15 protein-coding genes are annotated in these 16,683 nt (G+C 60.7%); 7 read left to right on the forward strand and 8 right to left on the reverse strand.

Annotated features, from left to right (window positions below; translation table 11 throughout):
• Nucleotides 1-19 precede the first annotated feature (19 nt).
• Nucleotides 20-1,552 carry an oligopeptide:H+ symporter gene (locus WFJ47_RS09110; protein ID WP_336762464.1) on the forward strand — a complete coding sequence of 511 codons (1,533 nt, stop codon included), beginning with the start codon at nt 20-22 and terminating at the stop codon, nt 1,550-1,552.
• 134 nt (nt 1,553-1,686) lie between these two features.
• The gene (locus WFJ47_RS09115) at nt 1,687-2,313 is read left to right on the forward strand and encodes a POTRA domain-containing protein (protein WP_336762465.1); all 627 of its coding nucleotides are present in this window, start codon (nt 1,687-1,689) and stop codon (nt 2,311-2,313) included.
• Nucleotides 2,314-2,494: 181 nt separating this feature from the next.
• Here WFJ47_RS09115 and WFJ47_RS09120 read toward each other — a convergent pair whose 3' ends face one another.
• The 3 genes from WFJ47_RS09120 to WFJ47_RS09130 all read right to left on the reverse strand — a co-directional run bounded on the left by WFJ47_RS09120 (nt 2,495) and on the right by WFJ47_RS09130 (nt 5,076).
• Nucleotides 2,495-3,073: a DUF1643 domain-containing protein gene (locus WFJ47_RS09120; protein ID WP_336762466.1), complete on the reverse strand. Its 579-nt coding sequence runs from the start codon at nt 3,071-3,073 to the stop codon at nt 2,495-2,497.
• A gap of 72 nt (nt 3,074-3,145) precedes the next feature.
• Nucleotides 3,146-3,715 (reverse strand): peroxiredoxin, encoded by a 570-nt coding sequence (locus tag WFJ47_RS09125; RefSeq protein WP_336762467.1) that lies wholly within the window; start codon nt 3,713-3,715, stop codon nt 3,146-3,148.
• Nucleotides 3,716-3,732: 17 nt separating this feature from the next.
• A complete protein-coding gene (locus WFJ47_RS09130) occupies nt 3,733-5,076 on the reverse strand; it encodes a transglycosylase SLT domain-containing protein (protein ID WP_336762468.1) in 1,344 nt (447 codons plus the stop codon).
• 227 nt (nt 5,077-5,303) lie between these two features.
• Between WFJ47_RS09130 and WFJ47_RS09135 the strand changes: the two genes are divergently transcribed.
• Both WFJ47_RS09135 and WFJ47_RS09140 read left to right on the forward strand, forming a co-directional pair.
• The gene (locus WFJ47_RS09135) at nt 5,304-6,101 is read left to right on the forward strand and encodes an ABC transporter permease (protein ID WP_336762469.1); all 798 of its coding nucleotides are present in this window, start codon (nt 5,304-5,306) and stop codon (nt 6,099-6,101) included.
• 5 nt (nt 6,102-6,106) lie between these two features.
• The gene (locus WFJ47_RS09140; RefSeq protein ID WP_127103261.1) at nt 6,107-6,883 is read left to right on the forward strand and encodes an ABC transporter ATP-binding protein; all 777 of its coding nucleotides are present in this window, start codon (nt 6,107-6,109) and stop codon (nt 6,881-6,883) included.
• A gap of 3 nt (nt 6,884-6,886) precedes the next feature.
• On the opposite strand, the gene WFJ47_RS09145 is transcribed toward WFJ47_RS09140, so the two are convergent.
• Nucleotides 6,887-7,801, reverse strand: a complete 915-nt coding sequence (locus WFJ47_RS09145; protein ID WP_336762470.1) for a class I fructose-bisphosphate aldolase — start codon at nt 7,799-7,801, stop codon at nt 6,887-6,889.
• Between the two features lie 249 nt (nt 7,802-8,050).
• On the opposite strand from WFJ47_RS09145, the gene WFJ47_RS09150 reads away from it, so the two are divergent.
• Genes WFJ47_RS09150 through WFJ47_RS09160 form a run of 3 tightly spaced genes read left to right on the forward strand, consistent with a single transcriptional unit; the run spans nt 8,051 to nt 10,379 of the window.
• Complete coding sequence (locus WFJ47_RS09150; protein WP_336762471.1) at nt 8,051-9,442, forward strand: amidohydrolase family protein; 1,392 nt, start codon at nt 8,051-8,053, stop codon at nt 9,440-9,442.
• Nucleotides 9,439-9,771, forward strand: coding sequence for a hypothetical protein (locus WFJ47_RS09155; protein ID WP_336762473.1), 333 nt, complete (start codon nt 9,439-9,441; stop codon nt 9,769-9,771). Before WFJ47_RS09150 ends, WFJ47_RS09155 begins: the two co-directional genes overlap by 4 nt.
• 14 nt (nt 9,772-9,785) lie before the next feature.
• A complete protein-coding gene (locus WFJ47_RS09160; RefSeq protein WP_336762474.1) occupies nt 9,786-10,379 on the forward strand; it encodes a molybdenum cofactor guanylyltransferase in 594 nt (197 codons plus the stop codon).
• On the opposite strand, the gene WFJ47_RS09165 is transcribed toward WFJ47_RS09160, so the two are convergent.
• From WFJ47_RS09165 to WFJ47_RS09180, 4 genes are all read right to left on the reverse strand, one after another.
• Nucleotides 10,372-10,875 (reverse strand): nitrate reductase associated protein, encoded by a 504-nt coding sequence (locus WFJ47_RS09165; RefSeq protein WP_336762475.1) that lies wholly within the window; start codon nt 10,873-10,875, stop codon nt 10,372-10,374. The two genes, WFJ47_RS09160 and WFJ47_RS09165, sit on opposite strands and share 8 nt — an antisense overlap.
• The gene (gene fdhD / locus WFJ47_RS09170) at nt 10,872-11,723 is read right to left on the reverse strand and encodes a formate dehydrogenase accessory sulfurtransferase FdhD (RefSeq protein ID WP_336762476.1); all 852 of its coding nucleotides are present in this window, start codon (nt 11,721-11,723) and stop codon (nt 10,872-10,874) included. The genes WFJ47_RS09165 and fdhD overlap by 4 nt, the downstream gene beginning before the upstream one ends.
• The gene (locus tag WFJ47_RS09175; RefSeq protein ID WP_336762478.1) at nt 11,720-13,999 is read right to left on the reverse strand and encodes an FdhF/YdeP family oxidoreductase; all 2,280 of its coding nucleotides are present in this window, start codon (nt 13,997-13,999) and stop codon (nt 11,720-11,722) included. Before WFJ47_RS09175 ends, fdhD begins: the two co-directional genes overlap by 4 nt.
• A gap of 94 nt (nt 14,000-14,093) precedes the next feature.
• Complete coding sequence (locus WFJ47_RS09180) at nt 14,094-16,235, reverse strand: TonB-dependent receptor domain-containing protein (RefSeq protein ID WP_336762479.1); 2,142 nt, start codon at nt 16,233-16,235, stop codon at nt 14,094-14,096.
• Between the last annotated feature and the right edge of the window lie 448 nt (nt 16,236-16,683).

Here is a 16,683-nt window from a genome sequence, read left to right on the forward strand (position 1 = left end):
TTGCCCGGAACCCCTCTTCATGAGTGCATCCTCCCCAACGGAGCTTCCAACGCGACGACAGGCCTTCTCGGTCGTCTTCGCCATAGAGCTGTGGGAACGCTTCGGCTATTACGGCATGCAGGCCGTTCTCACCCTCTATCTGGTTCAACGGCTTGGGCTGAGTGACGTAGCGGCCAATGTCCTGATTGGCGCCTTTGTCGGCCTGACCTATATCACCCCGGTGCTTGGCGGTTATGCGGGTGACCGCATACTCGGACCGCGTCGGACCATGCTCATGGGGGCTTTTGCCCTCGTTTTCGGTTATGCCGCTCTGGCGATGGCCGATCAGCATCGTACGCTGCTTTTCTTTGCGATGGCCCTGATTTCGGCAGGTAATGGGCTGTTCAAGCCCAACGCGGCCAATCTCGTGCGGCGCATCTATGAGGGGGACGATGCCGCTCTCGATGCGGCGTTCACCATCTATTATATGTCGGTCAACGTGGGTTCGACGGTATCGATGCTGCTGACACCGCTTCTGCAGGATCGTTACGGGCCGGCCAGTGCCTTTCTGACCTGTTCAGGCGGGCTGGTCGTGGGGCTGCTCTACTATTTCTGGCGCCGTCGCTGGATCCATCATGCCGGGTCGGCGCTCGACAAGGGACCGTTCCAGACCAAGCCGTTCCTCATCGTGCTGGGTGGTTTCGTCCTGACGGTGCTGGTCCTGACCGGGATCATCGCAAGCCCGGGTATTGCACGCCTTTGTGTCTGGGCGGCCAGTCTGGCGATTGCGCTGCTCTGGGGGCGCCTCTACTGGCGTTCAGGCGCGGCTGCGCGCCCTGGGTTGCGCCTCACCTTCCTGCTTTGCCTCGAGAGCATGGCGTATCTGATCTTTTATCAGCAGATGATGACATCGCTCACCCTTTTCGCCCTGCGTGCGGTCGATGGTGACCTGCGCATCGGTGGGGTCACGCTCGTTCACCTAAGCGCTGGCCAGTTTCAGGCGCTCAATCCGATCTGGATCATGCTCGCGAGCCCGCTTCTGGCGGCACTCTATAACCGTCTTGCTGCGCAGGGCCGAGACCTGTCCTTGGCCCACAAGATGGTGCTTGGCTTCGGGCTTGTGACCCTGGGCTTCCTGATCTGGTGGATTGCGGCGGCGCATGCCCAGAACCTCGTCTCGGCCTGGGTCATGGTGCTTGGATACGGTCTGGTCTCCGTGGCGGAGCTTTTGACCATGGCGCTGGGCCTTGCCATCATCGCACGTTACACCTTGCCTGAAAGCAGCGGGTTCATGATGGGCTCGCTCTACCTGCTCTGGGGCGTGGCCATGTATGCGGGCAGCCTCGTAGCCAATTATGCGGCCGCAACCGGTGCCCCGATGACAGGGGCGGCTGCGGCGGCACTATATGTGCCGCTCTTCCGTGATCTGTTCGTAGCCGGGCTGATCCTGACCGGGGTACTGATTGCCCTACTGCCGCTGGCCAAGCGTTGGGACCGCGCCCATGTGCAGGCCACCGGCCCCCACGCGACGCCTGCGGCTCCTCCGGCCATGCCGCACGAGGTTGAGGGCTGAACACTGACCGAGTTTTCGAGGGGCGTCGGGCCGGGTTTTGCCAAGCGTCCCTCAAGCTGCCTATGATCCGGTGTCGCGCCGGACAGGTTTCCTGCTCCGGTGTTCTGTTTGACCCAGTTCAAGAGGACGAAGAGATGAAGCCGAATTCCCGTTTTGCCCTGGCAGGTCTGGCCCTGATGGCCGGTACGGCCGCTCTGCCCCTTCTGCCACAGACCGGGCTGGTCACGCCTGCTCTTGCCGCAAGCGCCCCTGCAGCAACCGCACCTCTGACCCTCAAGATCCTGAAGGTGGAGGGCAACAAGGCAATTTCCACCGACGATATCATGGCGGCACTTCCCTATCACATGGGCGACACGGTTACGCGTGAGCAGCTCGATGCCGGCGTGCAGAAAGTGGCAGATCTCTATAAGGCCAAGAATCTTGGCGCAAAGTTCAGTGAGAAAGAGCGCTTCGTGAAGAACACGGTGCAGTTCTATCTCGTGATCGAGGAACAGGCCCCCGAGGCCGCCGCGGCGCCCGCGCCTTTCGTGCTCGACAAGGTCGAATTCACGGGCAACAAGAAGGTGCCTACGGCTGAGCTCGAAGCGGCAACCGCACTCCGCCCGGGTGCAACGGTGACCGCCGAGGCTGCCAATGCCGATACGGTAGCAATCCAGAAGGTCTACCAGAAGCATGATATGGGCGTACAGATTCAGCCCGTCGCCACCCAGCCGAACCACGACAACCATGTGGTTCTGACCTATCAGATCACCGAGAAATAAGCCTCTTCAGGTTCTCGCTCCTTCGGGCTCACTGCCCGGAGGCTGCCTTCTGACGCATGACACGGCCTTCATGCAGGCGTGATCTCTATCGGTCTAAGCCGCGAAGCGGATATCTTGCGCTTCGTTTCCTGAATCGGCCTGTGTGTGCTTAGGGTATGCGCCTGAAGCGTGTTGCGCGCGTTCAGACGCGCTCGAGCGCTTCAAAGAAGGAGGTTTCCAGCCTGGTCGGTTCCAGCGTTCCGGGAAGGTAGAGAGGGTGCTCAGGCCGCCCTCCCTTGCTCAGCCTCATTACATAGAGGGCAATTCCGGCTTCGTGCAGCCTGAGCGCAACCTCATTGCCCCTGTCGCGAAGTGAGGGATGCGTGGGCGAGCCATAGGCGAGGATCACCTTGTCAGCCTCTTTGGCCATGGCGAGTAGGGCTTCGTCATTACCCGGGCCATTCGGATCAGGCACCTCGAGGAGGCGCTTCTGGTCCGTGCATCGATAGGCAAAGCTGTTACCTACGAACATTGCTCCGTAGCCCCAGCTCCGCGCATGGCGCTGGCATTTGGCCACGGTGCGGTCGTCGCCATATTCAGTGGCGACAGACGGGTTCATCATCAACCACATCACGGTGGGCTTGCTGGGGTCCCACACACGATGAAGGCGATAACGATAGCAATCGCCGGGGCCGTCATACGTAGCTGTGCTCACGACGTCATCCTGCAGGCGAAGGGCCACGGCGGAGCCAACATGATGCGGAGAAGGTCTGTCGGGCATGGTCAGTTTCATCGCGCCCGAGCCTGAACCAGAGCGCGGAAAGGGGTGAGGGGCAACAGGGACCCAGCCAGCTTACTTGCGGCGGTGCCTCATGACATCGGCCTTGAATGTCTTGAGTGCGGCAAGTGCCTTTTGGACATGATTGCCAGGGGTTTCGGAACTGATCGTCTCGATGATCTGACCTTCCGGCGCGATCACATAGGTCACGCGCTGGGCAATATCGAGCATGGGCATCTTGGCGTCATAGAGACGCGTCACTTTCCCATCGCTGTCAGACGCAACCGGAAACTGGCCTTTGATCTGGCTTACGGAAAAATCGTCGAGCTTGTGGATGTTATCCATCGACACGCCGATCACACTGGCGCCGAGCGCCTTGAATTGCGGCATCGCATCAGCGAAGCCATGAGCCTCCATCGTGCAGCCTTTGGTGAAGGCAGCAGGGTAGAAATAGAGAACCACAGGGCCCTTCGCCAGCGCGTCGTGCAGCGTATACGGCATTTCCTGCCCATTCTGGGTGGCAGGAAGCGTAAAATCAGGGGCCTCGCTGCCCTGCTTCAGGGCGGCATGGGCGGCGGGAGCTGCAGCAACCAGTGCGAGCGACAGGAGCGTCGCCGGGCGAATCAGAAGCGTGAAACGGGACATGCGAACTCCGCGAGGGGTCAGAACGACGAACCCGGAGAGACGACCACGCAGGGTGTGTCGCGGCCCATCTTCCGGCAGGCTGCCACGGCATTGTCATGCGACAGGTTCACAAGGCGCGCCCGGTAAAGATGCGCGCGCCCCGATTGCACCGTGGAAACCTGACTACGCGCACCGGAAAGCGAAGTTCCAGCGTGGTTCTGCGCCTGGGCAACGGCGCGCGTCGCTTGCACGGCGGAATTATAGGCACCGACCTGAATGGCCCAGCTACCGCTCTGGATGGCACGTGGGGCGGCCTCTGCCGTGCGCTGGGGCGAGCGGAGGACGGGGCGTGGGGTCATGACGGCAAGAACCGGCTCAGCCGAGAGGCTGCGACCGACGGGAATGGGCTGCACGGGCGCGCGTCCCGCCCAGGCCTGCGCCACATTATCGGGCGATTCCGATTCAGCTGGCGCGTTGAGGCTCGCCAACTGGACGGGCGCCGCTGCGGCGGGTGTACTCGAGCTGACACCGCGTGCTGCCCAGGCCGCGCTGACAGACGAGCGCGATGTCGCAGGCGCTTCAGCCACCTGCATGTCCTGCTGATCGGCCCTGTAGGTCGCTGTCCGGGCCTGACGGCGCCAGGCCGCGCGCACCGCAGAAGTATCGGTATCGTTCTGAGCCACCATCGTCGCCGCGTTCGGATCGTGCTGAGACACGAGCAGATCGGCCGCAGAGCGGTTGCGTGGCCAGATCCCGGCGATCTGCGGTCCGACATGGGCGACATAGCGGCGCGTCTCGCGGGGCAGGGCGCGCCCGCGGCGAAGATAGGAGTCGAGGCTTCCGGGACCGTCATTATAGGCCGCGAGGAAACCCGGCGACCCGTAGATATCATACATCTGGCGTATATAGGCCGTGCCCGCCATGATGTTGTCATGCGGATCATAGGCGTCATCGCCTAGTGCGTATTGCGAGCGCATGTCGTCATAGGTAGGCGGCATCAGCTGCATCAGGCCCATGGCCCCCGGCGCCGAGGTGGTGAATTGCCCGTTGCGATCGAAGAGACGCCCGCCCGATTCCTGCATCATGACCGAACGGATCCAGGGGGAGGGGACATCGAATCGCTCCGATGCTTCCTCGATATAGGGACCCCAGGGATCTTCCGGCGGGCCGGGAGGGGCGTAATAGGATTTGGCATGATGGCGGTAATTGGCCGCTTCCTGGGCCACCGGCACCTGCGGGCGCTGGGGCCCGTTGGCGCAGGCCGTCAGGAGAGCGGCAGCACCGGTGATGACGAGAAAACGCGTGGTTCGCAATCCCGAAGGACGGAGCCGCCGGGATTCTTCGTGTCCGGCTTTGCTGTTCGAACGGGAGGGACGAATCATGATGCGCTTCACCTGATGCAACCGAGCTTGATCCGCATTCTGCGGCAGGAATACGGCAAAACTACGGAGGGGACTGCAAGAAAGAAAGCAGTAATTGCAGCGAGGGTGCGACAGGCGGGTCTTTTGGCGAGGCTCGGGCGCCCAGGTTGCTAAGAGGGGGGTTATCGGCTACGGCGTGAGCGATTACGGATCTCGCAAGCAAGAAACCAGAATTCCCCCGGAGGGACATGAGCCAGACTCGATATGCCCGCGCGTGGGATGATCTCAGGACAGGTCTCGCTTCGTGGCGGCTGGCCGTGGTTCTGGGGTGGACGGATATTCGCCTGCGCTATCGAGGATCGGCCCTTGGCCCCTTCTGGATGACCATTTCATCGGTCATCATGATCGCGTCGATGGGCGTCATTTACGCCCGACTGTTTCATATGGTGCTGCGCGACTATCTGCCGTTTCTCGCCCTATCCATGTCGCTTTGGCAGGTGGGGCTGGCAAGCATCCTGCAGGAATCCTGTACCTGCTTCATCGACGCGGAATCGACCATACACGCGATGAAGCTGCCCTATTCCCTGCATGCCCTGCGCCTGCTGGTGCGCAATGCCATCGTTTTCGCCCATACAGTCATCGTACCCGTCGGCGTGTTCGTCTTTTATGGTGTCTGGCCGGGGCTGATAAGTCTGGCGGCCCTGCCGGGATTGCTGGTCTGGCTGATAGACGGCTTCGCGGCCTGTCTGCTTCTGGGGGCGCTTTGCGCCCGTTTTCGCGATATCGCCCCCGTCATCGCGGCCTTTCTCCAGATCGCTTTCTACGTCACCCCCATCATCTGGAAGCCCGAGCAGCTCGGTGCGCGTAGCCGGTATCTGGTGCTCAATCCGTTCTATGACCTTCTCGAGATCGTGCGAGGGCCGATTCTGGGGCATCTGCCCAGCCTGTCCATGATCGCCGTCTCGGCTGCTGTCAGCGTGTTCTGGTGTATCCTCGGATTTCTGACCTTTGTCAGAACCCGTGAGAGACTGGCTTTCTGGGTCTGATGACGATGCCTTCGATCACCCTGAGGGATTACTCCCTCGTCTATCCGATGTTTCACGGCAGTGCGCGCTCGTTCAAGAAGAGCGTATTCAAGGGCATGAGGCAAAAGCTGCAGGACCGGCAGAAGGTCGGTGGCAGCATCATCAGCCGTGAGGATACCACGGTCGTTGTCGCGCTGAGTGCGCTGTCCCTGTCGATCCAGAGTGGCGAGCGCGTCGGCCTGATCGGCCATAACGGAGCGGGTAAATCCACGCTGCTCAGGGCTCTGGCAGGGATCTACGAATCCTCCCTGGGTCAGTTGAGCGTCAGGGGCGATGTCCATGCGCTGCTCAGCCCCCAGGCGGGTATGAATACTGACCTCACCGGGCGAGAAAATATCAGGCTCTATGCCCGCACGATCGGGATGGCCCCCGTTGCGGCGCAAAAGCTGGAAGAGGATGTCGAGGAGTTCGCCGAACTCGGGGCCTTTCTCGATTTGCCTGTGCGTCTCTACTCGTCGGGCATGGCCATCCGACTGGGCTTTGGTGTGGCGACGGCCCCGCGTCCTGAAATCCTGCTCATGGATGAGTGGTTCATGGCTGGGGATTCGCGTTTTCAGGAGAAGGCGCGCGAGCGTCTGACGCGGCTCATCGAGCACGTGCGTATTTTGGTCATCACGTCTCATTCCCTGCCGATCCTGAGGAAATGGTGCACACGCATCATCTGGATGGAAGGCGGGCGTATCCGTATGGATGGCCCGCCAGACCTCGTACTCGATGCGTACGAGGCCGCTGGCAAGGGCTGATTCTCAGCCCTTGAAGATGCCCGTGATGGCGTCAAGCAGCTTCAGCGCTTCCTCACGAGGCCGCTGGAAAGTATTGCGGCCGATAATGGAGCCGAACCCGCCGCCAGCATGAATGCCACGAATGGTGTCGAGCAGCGCCTCGGTACTTTCATGTTCCCCGCCCGAGAAGATCACGATACGACGCCCGGCAAAGGTTGACTGCACGACATGGCGCACACGCGCTTCCATCGTCGAAATGTCGATCTTCTGTTCCAGATAGACTGCCTTCGCTGCGGGGAGCGAAAGGGCGTCTGTCGGCGGTTTGACCTTGATGATATGCGCGCCGCATTCGGCAGCCATATGGGCGGCATAGGCACAGATATCGATGGCGGTTTCGCCAGCCTTGTCCAGCATCGGCCCGCGCGGATAGCTCCAGACGATCACGGCAAGCCCCGCCGCCTTGGCCTCCTGCGCCAGCTCACGCAGTTCATTCATCTGATCAAAGCAATATTCGCTGCCCGGATAAATGGTGAACCCGATGGCCGAGCAGCCCAAGCGCAGCGCATCGGCGACTGTGCCGGTTACGGCCTGGTTCTTCTCGGTTGCCAGCGAATTGGAGCTGTTACATTTTAGGATCAGCGGGAGCTGACCGGCAAAAGTGGACGCTCCGGCCTCGAGCATGCCCAGTGGCGCAGCAAAGGCATTGAGCCCGGCCTCAATGGCCAGCGAGAAATGATAATGGGGATCATAGGCCGGTGGGTTAGCCGCAAAGGAGCGAGCCGGTCCATGTTCGAAGCCCTGATCGACTGGCAGAATCACCAACTTGCCGGTTCCGGCCAGAACACCCGTATTCAACAGGCGGACGAGATTGGCCTTGGTGCCGGGATTGTCGGACTCGTAATTGGCGAGAATGGCTTTGACCTGGGGGGTAAGCGACATGCAACGCTCCTGTTTTATTATCGGCAGACCTCATGGGGAGCTGCCTGTGTGCCGTGTTCCTTCTCATAACTGCCACCGGCGCGATCCGTTTCTTGTCCTCTCCATTCTCGCCTTCACAGATGCGATATCAAATTCCGGGCAAATGCATCCGGGGGCGTCGCGCTGCGTTCGCAGTCCAGATCATCCCCCTGCGCATCAACCGTCCTCTTCGACGGATCAAGCCGGGCACGGGGACGTAAGAGGGTCCGCATGCGCCGTTTCGGTCTATTCGCCTGTCTCGCGACGGGCAGCTTCCTGCTCACCGTTCCGTCCAGAGCCGAGCCGATCATCTTTACCCATGCGCGCGTAATCGATGGGACTGGCTCCCCCGTACGCGAGGACGTCACACTGGTGATCGACCACGGTCAGATCATTTCCATAGGCAGCCGTTCCGGCTCCTCTGACGGTCAGTCGACGAAGACGATCGATCTGCAAGGCAAGACGATCATGCCCGGGCTGATCAGCGATCACAGCCATGTCGGGCTGGTAGACGGGCTTACAACGGCCTCCCGCAATTACACCCGTTCCACCATTCTCGCCGCTCTCGACCAGTATGTCCGGTACGGTGTGCTCACCGTGACCTCCCTTGGGCTGAACAAGTCCCCACTTTTCGATCAACTGCGCCGCGAACAGCATCAGGGCGTGAACCCAGGGGCGGATCTGTTTGGAGTAGATCAAGGTATCGGTGCACCCGGCGGCATGCCGCCCGAGGCGATGATCGACAATATGGGGCGCGATCAGATCTTCAGACCGAAAACGCCACAGGAAGCGCGCCAGGCTGTCGATCATATGGCCGATGAAGGTACGGATTTCGTCAAGGTCTGGCTCGACGATCTGCGTCTGACCAATCCGGGCAAGGCGCCGCTTCCCTTGCTCGGCGCACCCGTCTGGCAGGCCGCGATTGCCGAGGCACATAAGCGGCATCTGCGTGTCGCGGTCCATATTCACGACCTCGACCTCGCCCGTCAGGCGCTCGCCCATGGCGCGGATATCTTGGCTCATGGCGTACGCGACAAAGCTGTGGACGCCTCGCTGATCGCCCAGCTTGCAAGCCGCCATGCCTGGTACATCCCGACGCTTTCTCTGGATGAATCGAGCTATTATTTCGCCGAGCATCCCGAGACGCTGGAGCAGCCCGTCGTGCGTGGTGCCATGTCATCTGCTCTGGCCGATCAGATCGGGCAGGAGACATGGCGCCGTACCATACTCGCGAAACCGGCTACTGAAGCAGCACGTGCCGCGCTCGCCATGAACATGCACAATGTCCTCGTCCTGTATCAGGGGGGTGCCCGTATCGGGTTTGGTACGGATTCAGGCGCGACGCCGTTACGTCTGCCCGGCTTTGCCGAGCATCGCGAACTGGTATTGCTGGTTCAGTCAGGACTGACTCCCTTACAGGCCATCAATCTGGCAACGCAGAAAGCCGCCGCGCTGCTCGGGCTGCGCGACAGAGGCGTCCTCGCACCCGGAAAACGCGCCGACTTTCTGGTTATTGACGGCAATCCGGACAAGACCATATCTGATATCGACCTGATCTCTCAGGTCTGGCAGCGCGGCAAGCCCGTTTCGACCGGGCTCGTCGGCAAAGGAAAGACGCTATGAACCGTACTCTCGGATTTCTGCTTGGTGTCACACTGCTTGCATCGCCTGTCGCCGCCTTCGCGCAGCACGCGCCGGGTGGGCCCTCAGGTCATTATGCTGATGGCACCGGCAACAGCATGATCGACAGTCTCAATGCGGCCCAGCTCAATGACAATTACAGGGGCCCCTACTACACGCCTGGTCAGGCCCCCCCGCCTTTCCAGCCGGTGCAACTGGCCCCGCATGCGCCACCACCGCCACCATCTCCGCCGGCCCATCACATTCGTCATCATGCGCATCCTCAGGCACCAATGCCCGATAGCCCTCTGCCGCCGCCGTCCCCGCGATGAGGATCTGACCAGGCATGATCCTTGCCGTGATCCTGGCAGGGGGGAGGGGAAGTCGGCTAGGCGGATGCGACAAGCCGCTCCTCCCCCTGGGGCATCATAGCCTGATCGAGGAGATCATCGACAGGGTCACGCCTCAGGTAAGGGGGCTGGCACTTGCCACCAGGCCGGACCAGTTCGGGTCGTATGAGCGGTTCAATCTGCCCGTATTGCCCGATCGCTTTGAGGGATTGGGTCCGCTCTGCGGCGTGCTCTCGGCCCTCGAGTGGGGCGCTGAGCGGGGGGCGAGCGGAGTGGTGACGCTGCCTGGTGACACGCCCTTCATTCCGCGTGACTTTATCGAGCGGCTCATGCCCGGACCCGCCTGTGCGGCAAGAGAGGACCGGGTTCACCCTCTGCTCGCTCTCTGGCCTGTTTCATGCCTCGAGCGTTTCCATGATTATTTTGAGGCGGCGCGCCTATCCGGCATACGTCGCGCGCTCGCCATTCGCCCTTTCGCCGAAGCGATAGGCGTGCGTCCTGTAAGCTTCGACGAGGGCGACGACGACCCGTTCTATAACATCAACACAGCGGAGGATCTTGCTCGCCTCGCGTTGCGCAAGGTCAGTTGAGCCTATCACGCCTAGAAGGAGTAGGTGCGGTCAGTCCGAATTCCCGAAGTGCCGGGACGAAGTTCTCGTTCTCATGTTTGGAGCGCGCAAGCTTGACCAGAGCAAAGCGCTGCAATTCGTGAAGCCCGCCCCACTGAGCGAGCGTCGGCGGCGCAATATCGTCGTGACGTGCCTGTTCCAGAACACAATCTGGCACGCATCGCGCGTCCTGCCACAGAGCCTCCTCGTTCTTCGTCAGAAGCTTGAGCGGTTCGTCGCAGGCGGCCGCGATCAGGATTTTGAGGGCTTCGGCGTAGCGAGATCGTTGCTCTGCCGTGTCGAAAGGCGTGTCCAGCAAGGCCTTGCGCTGAGCAGGTGTGAACTGGCTCCATTGGCGCAGGGTCAGCTTGATGGCGCATAGATCAAGCCGCAGCCGAACGCGCATGGGAATGCACCGCAAGCTTCCCGCGAAATCCTGCTCGAAATCGAAGAATGCGGCTTGGGGGTCGAAGGTCATACGGCAGCCATTCTGACAGTCTCGGGTTTGATGAGGCGGTGGGCGCCGCAGAATACCGCAAGCCGGTCTGGCCGTGCGTTGCCAATGAGCGTCATATCAGCCTGACGGGCAATCTGGATGGCGCGATCGGTCGGCGAGGAGACAGCAACGAGCGTCGAGATTCCGATCGTCAGGGCCTTTTCGACCATCTCGTACGAGCATCGGCTGGTCAGGAGGCAGAACCCCCGGCCCGCATCGCGAGGGGACTGGCTCAACGTGCCAATCAGCTTGTCGAGCGCGTTATGCCGGCCGACATCCTCGCGGACGTAGTGAATTTCGCCATCAGGAGAGGCCCAGGCCGCGGCATGGACCATGTGCACCTTCTGGTTGAGCACCTGCTGCTCCGGCAGAGCGGCCAATGCCTTGCGAATGGCGGGGACCGGAATACTATAGGCGGGAAGGCTTGGCACGGCGGTTGCGATATCCTCAAGGGAGGTGACGCCGCACAGACCGCAGCTGCTGCCTCCTGTAAGCAGGCGTTGCCCTCTTCGGATCAACCGGCTGAAATCAGCGCCCGAGATACGGATATGCGCGGTCAACTGATCCTCATGGCGTTCGATATGGCAGGAAACCAGATCGGCCGCGCAGGCAATGATCTTCTCGGTGAGTACGAAGCCGAGCACGAAATCATGCAGATCGAGTGGCGTCACCATCATCACGGCATGGACATGAAATTCGTTGAAGATGAGCGTCAGCGGGATTTCCTCGGCAATGCCGAGTTCGATACGTTCCTGTTCGCCGTCGGGGCCGATGGCAATGGCGTGACGCAGAACATGGGCGGCTGCGAGGCTGTCCGGGCGTATCGTCATGGTCTTCCTGCCGGCACGATCACGCGCACAGGGATCGATTTCGCAGCAGGCGTGCCGCTGATCTCGTCGAAATGGTTCAGCGGCAGGAGCGGATTCAACTCAGGATAATAGCCTGCGATGGCCCCTCTGGGCATGGGATAGGCGACTGCGACCAGGTCCTCTACGCAGCGCTTGATCCCGTCGGTCGAAAGCGTTTCGAGGCTGACCACCATCTCCTGCCGGATGCCGCGATCCTCCATGTCCTCATCGTTCATGAATACGACCATGCGGGTGTTGTAGATGCCACGATACCGGTCATTCATACTGTAGATCGTGGTGTTGAACTGGTCATGTGAGCGTATGGTGGAGAGACGCAGCATCTCCGAATCCTCAACGCTGTCATCCACGGCAAGACCGGGGAAGAGCAGGAACTGCGCCTTGCCTGTTGCGGTTTTCCACTCGCGTCGGCGTGGCGGAATATCGAGATGGAAACCCTGCTTGTTGCGGATGCGCGCGTTGAAATCGGCGTAGATCTCGGGATAGACGGCCGCGATCTTGTCCCGGATCAAACCGTAATCCGTAGGATAAAGCGCCCAGGGGATGGGGCTTTCGGGTAGGGTCGCCTGCGCCATGCCGCAAACGATGGCGACTTCGGAGAGCAGGTCCGGGCTCGCGGGTTCGAGCACACCACGCGAGGCAGTGACATTCGACATTGCATCCTCGATGGTCACGAATTGCTCGCCCGTTGCCTGACGGTCGATCTCAGAGCGCGCAATGACCGGCAGGATCAGGGCGTCGCGCCCATGGACGATATGCCCGCGATTGAGTTTCGTTGCGATCCCTACGGTCAGATCCAGCCCGCGCATGGCCGCATAGCCACGAGGTGTATCAGGGATGGCATGGACAAAATTGCCGCCCATGCCGATGAAGACCCGCGCCGTACCGGCCAGCATGGCCTCGACCGAGTCCACCGCATGGTGGCCATGAACGCGCGGGGGTTCGAAACCGAATACATCGCGCAGCCGGTCCAGATAGGCTTGGGTCGGCTTCTCGTCGATGCCCACCGTGCGGTCGCCCTGCACGTTCGAATGCCCGCGTATGGGTGCTATGCCTGCACCCTTCTTGCCAAAATTGCCGCGTAGCATCAGAAAAGCGGCAATTTGCTGGATCATCCGCGCACCCTGCTGATGCTGGGTGATGCCCATGCCGAAGCAGATAATGGTGGCGTGTGACTGGGCATAGATGGCGGCTGCCCGCGCGATCTGTGCCCGCTCGATGCCCGATACGTGCTCGATTTCGGCCCAGTCATGGCGCATCACCTCATCGCGCAGCGCAGCAAATCCCTCGGTGTGCGTTGCGATGAAATCGTGATCCAGCAGGGTTTCGCCCAGGGCCTCACGTTCGAACAGGCATTTCATCATGCCCTTGAAAAAGGCAAGATCGCCGCCAATCCGGATATGGACGAACTCGGTGGCGATGGCGGTCGAGCCGCCCGTCGCCATCTGCACCGCGTCCTGAGGCTCGGTAAAGCGGATGAGAGAGCGCTCGGGCATCGGATTGACCACGACGATGGGCACGTTGCGCTTTCGGGCATGGGCCAGCAGCCCCATCATGCGTGGTGAGTTGGTGCCCGTATTCTGCCCTACGATGAAAATGGCTTCGGCGTGATCGAAATCATCCATCACCACCGTGCCCTTGCCGATGCCGATGGCACCGGGCAGGCCGCGGCTGGTCGGCTCGTGACACATATTCGAGCAGTCAGGAAAATTATTCGTGCCATAGGCGCGCACGAAGACGGAATACAGGAAAGCTGCTTCGTTCGAGGTCCGCCCCGATGTGTAGAACTCGGCCTGATCGGGAGAGGCGAGTTCGCGCAGATGGGTGCCGATCAGCGCGAAGGCTTCCTGCCAGCTGCAAGGAACGTAATGATCCGTTTGCGTATCGTAGCGCATCGGCTCGGTCAGACGGCCCTGCTCCTCCAGCCAGTGATCGCTTTGTGCCGCAAGAGCCGTTACGCTGTGTTCGGCAAAGAACGCCCGGGTGACGCGCCGCTTGGTGGCCTCTACCGCGAGGCCCTTCACGCCATTTTCGCAAAATTCGATCTTTTTGTGATGCGTCGGGTCCGGGAAGGCACAACTCGGGCATTTGAAGCCGCCCGGCTGGTTCATGGCCAGAAGAGCACGGGAGCCCTTGGTCACTACGGATTGTTCGAGCAGTGCTTTTGCCGTGGCCTTGACCGCTCCCCAGCCCCCGGCGGGATGATGATAGGGCCGGTAGACGGTCTTGCGTTCGGACATGAGGCGGGTCTCCGGTGAAAGGGGCGGCACTCCATCATAAACGCAGGAATCTTGCCAGCGATGAAACCGGCTCGTCATATCTGCGTGAAGCGTGTCAGAAGCTGCTCACAATCGAGAAGAAGGTGCCGCGCCTCTGGCCGTATTGGGCCTGTGTCACGCCTACCCCGCTCCCATCACGGATCTGGTAGCGATGGTCAAACAGGTTGACCATATCGGCCCGTAATTTCAGCGAACGGCCAAACGGGACTTTCGTGAAACTATGGGCGTAGCCGATATTGAAGATCGCGTAGGAAGGTTGCTTCTCGAGATTGGCAAAGCCACTGCGCAGCCCGTAGCCATAGAGGAAATCGAGATAGGCCATGTCGTACTTGTTGCTGTAGGAAACACCGGCAGAAGAGGTAAATTCCCCCTGGTGATCGAGCTGGATGCCATGGCGACGAACATAGTCGAGTTCAGCGACCTCGAACTGATACTGAGCCGAGTTGATGTCCTTCGCCCAGGTCTTGACGAATGAAAAATTGCCATAGACCGACCAGCCGCCATGGCGCCACGAATTGCCGATTTCCGCGCCATAGACACGCCCTTTGCGATAGCTGAACGGCGCCAGAATGACAGCGCGACCGAACTGTCCCAGATCGCCCTGATCGCGCGCCCATTTGCCAAAGGCATCGAGCGTGATTTGGTAGTCACGCGTGACATGCTGGAGGATCCCGACATCGACGTAATGCGATTTTTCGACGCGCGTGGGCGTGTTCAGCATGGTTTCGGGCGCATTGGTCGTCCCCGCAAATTTGTGCAGCGTGGCGTCGGAAATATATTGCGGTGACGGTGGTGCAAAATAGCGCGAATAGCCGAAATGCACCGTCGTGGAGGGGCTGGCTTTCCAGACCATGTTCGCGCGTGGGCTCACCTGCCCCTCCTGATGGAAGGACGACGCGAAACGGTCATAGCGCAGCCCGTAATTGAAGGTCAGTTTGGATGTGATGCGGTACTCGTCCTGCACATAGGCGCCAGCTTCGACTGCCCAGTTCCCTCCATGATCGATGATGCGCCGGGGGATGGTCGAGCTCTGGGCACCTGCCTCATCCACCGGAAAGGCGAGGGTATCGGTATCGAGTTTTTCGGAGGTGTATTGCCCGAGAAGCCCGAAACGCAGCACATGATGCGGGGCGATGTCGTATGAGTTATCGATCTGTACTCCGCCCGTCGTGAAGTCGTTCACTTCGCGCTGTGAAATGCCGGAGAACGCGAGATCGCGGTTCGGATCGTTGCGGTACCCGATTCGTCCGTACCGGAAATAGGGAGAAACCTGCGTGTTGAGCTTCTCGCCGCTGCGCTGATACGAGAGTACGGCGTAGTAATTCTGCTCGGTCTGGCCGTCACGCAAGAGGCGGGACTGGATGCTCGGATCATCCGGCGCGATAGTGGATGAATGATACAGGATTGGCAGAGCCGTCGTGTTGGGGAGCTGAAAATCGGCATAGGAGGCGCTGGTCAGCAAACTGATCCGGCTTTCATCGTCGATCTGATACGCGAGATAGCCGAACCCTTTTTCCTGCTGCGTGAAATCATGCACGGCCCGGAAGGAATTAGTGGGGTTCTCTATCCCGAGATCGTTACGGTTGTAGGAAGCCGTGACGAAATAATCCCATCGCCCTTTTGACCCGCCGAGTTGAAGAGACGGGATGAACGTGTTGTAGCTGCCGCCATAGAGGGAGACCTGATTATTCCTGAGCGTATCGCCGGTCTTGGTTTTCACGTCGATCACGCCGGACGTACGAAACCCGAATTGGGCGGGCAGGGTGCCGGTGAGCAGATCGACAGACTGGATGATGCGACTGTCGAGCTCCTGTCCGAACCCGTTGAGCCCCTCAGGCAGGAGGACGCCATTGACGCGATAGGTCAGCCCGCCATGTTCGCCGCGCACATGGACCTCGCCGTAACTGTCCATGACAACGCCGGGCAGGCGGAGCAGGATCTGGCTGAAGGCGGCATTCTCTCCCCCGGGTGTCACCTCGATCTGACGCTGGTCGATCCCGTAGGATACCGCACCCAGCCCCGGCGCGATGCGCCCGCGCCTTTGATCCATATGGGCGGTCACATTGATCGTCTCGGCGATTGTCCCGGCCTGCTTGGGCGGCAGGCGCACAAGGCTGGGTGGCGGAGTGCCGGGTGTGCTGGCGCCTTTATGTGTGGGGGGCGTGACGGGCAGGGGGCCTGTTTTCGCTTCAGACATTCTGGCAGGATTCTCCGGTTGCCTGGCACACGCAGGATAGGCGCAGGATGGGGCCTTTTCCGGGTCGGATGCGGCATGCGCCGTACCGGCGAGCAGCAGAAAAGCGAAGGGAAGGGCAATGAGCGACGGGTTTCGACGGTCAGGGAGTGAATGAGAAGATACTTCACTCAAACCCGAATACTCATTATCATAGCAATTGCTATATATCTGACTGCATGTTGGCATGATGAGGGCTGAACCTTCTGCGAAAGGGGTGTAAAACAAGGAGGAGAGGGCGCGAGCCCGGGCTTTGTAGGTAGTCGGACGGGCAGTAATCCGTCCCTTTCGTCAGCGCTGACAGCACCGTGAAGCTGGCCCGCCGACAGGTGATTTGACGGTCAGCGCCGGCTTATGCGTGCTCTCCTGGCTGCCAAGCGGCCGGTTGGCGTGGACTGACGCCGCATGAGAG

Source organism: Asaia sp. VD9, assembly GCF_037150015.1.
Taxonomy (GTDB): Bacteria; Pseudomonadota; Alphaproteobacteria; order Acetobacterales; family Acetobacteraceae; genus Asaia.

Bases quoted from the DNA above. Each gene is read 5' to 3' on its own strand.
- WFJ47_RS09110 (WP_336762464.1), top strand. From the start codon at position 20: ATGAGTGCATCCTCCCCAACGGAGCTTCCAACGCGACGACAGGCCTTC.
- WFJ47_RS09115 (WP_336762465.1), top strand. From the start codon at position 1,687: ATGAAGCCGAATTCCCGTTTTGCCCTGGCAGGTCTGGCCCTGATGGCC.
- WFJ47_RS09120 (WP_336762466.1), bottom strand. From the start codon at position 3,073: ATGCCCGACAGACCTTCTCCGCATCATGTTGGCTCCGCCGTGGCCCTT.
- WFJ47_RS09125 (WP_336762467.1), bottom strand. From the start codon at position 3,715: ATGTCCCGTTTCACGCTTCTGATTCGCCCGGCGACGCTCCTGTCGCTC.
- WFJ47_RS09130 (WP_336762468.1), bottom strand. From the start codon at position 5,076: ATGATTCGTCCCTCCCGTTCGAACAGCAAAGCCGGACACGAAGAATCC.
- WFJ47_RS09135 (WP_336762469.1), top strand. From the start codon at position 5,304: ATGAGCCAGACTCGATATGCCCGCGCGTGGGATGATCTCAGGACAGGT.
- WFJ47_RS09140 (WP_127103261.1), top strand. From the start codon at position 6,107: ATGCCTTCGATCACCCTGAGGGATTACTCCCTCGTCTATCCGATGTTT.
- WFJ47_RS09145 (WP_336762470.1), bottom strand. From the start codon at position 7,801: ATGTCGCTTACCCCCCAGGTCAAAGCCATTCTCGCCAATTACGAGTCC.
- WFJ47_RS09150 (WP_336762471.1), top strand. From the start codon at position 8,051: ATGCGCCGTTTCGGTCTATTCGCCTGTCTCGCGACGGGCAGCTTCCTG.
- WFJ47_RS09155 (WP_336762473.1), top strand. From the start codon at position 9,439: ATGAACCGTACTCTCGGATTTCTGCTTGGTGTCACACTGCTTGCATCG.
- WFJ47_RS09160 (WP_336762474.1), top strand. From the start codon at position 9,786: ATGATCCTTGCCGTGATCCTGGCAGGGGGGAGGGGAAGTCGGCTAGGC.
- WFJ47_RS09165 (WP_336762475.1), bottom strand. From the start codon at position 10,875: ATGACCTTCGACCCCCAAGCCGCATTCTTCGATTTCGAGCAGGATTTC.
- fdhD (WP_336762476.1), bottom strand. From the start codon at position 11,723: ATGACGATACGCCCGGACAGCCTCGCAGCCGCCCATGTTCTGCGTCAC.
- WFJ47_RS09175 (WP_336762478.1), bottom strand. From the start codon at position 13,999: ATGTCCGAACGCAAGACCGTCTACCGGCCCTATCATCATCCCGCCGGG.
- WFJ47_RS09180 (WP_336762479.1), bottom strand. From the start codon at position 16,235: ATGTCTGAAGCGAAAACAGGCCCCCTGCCCGTCACGCCCCCCACACAT.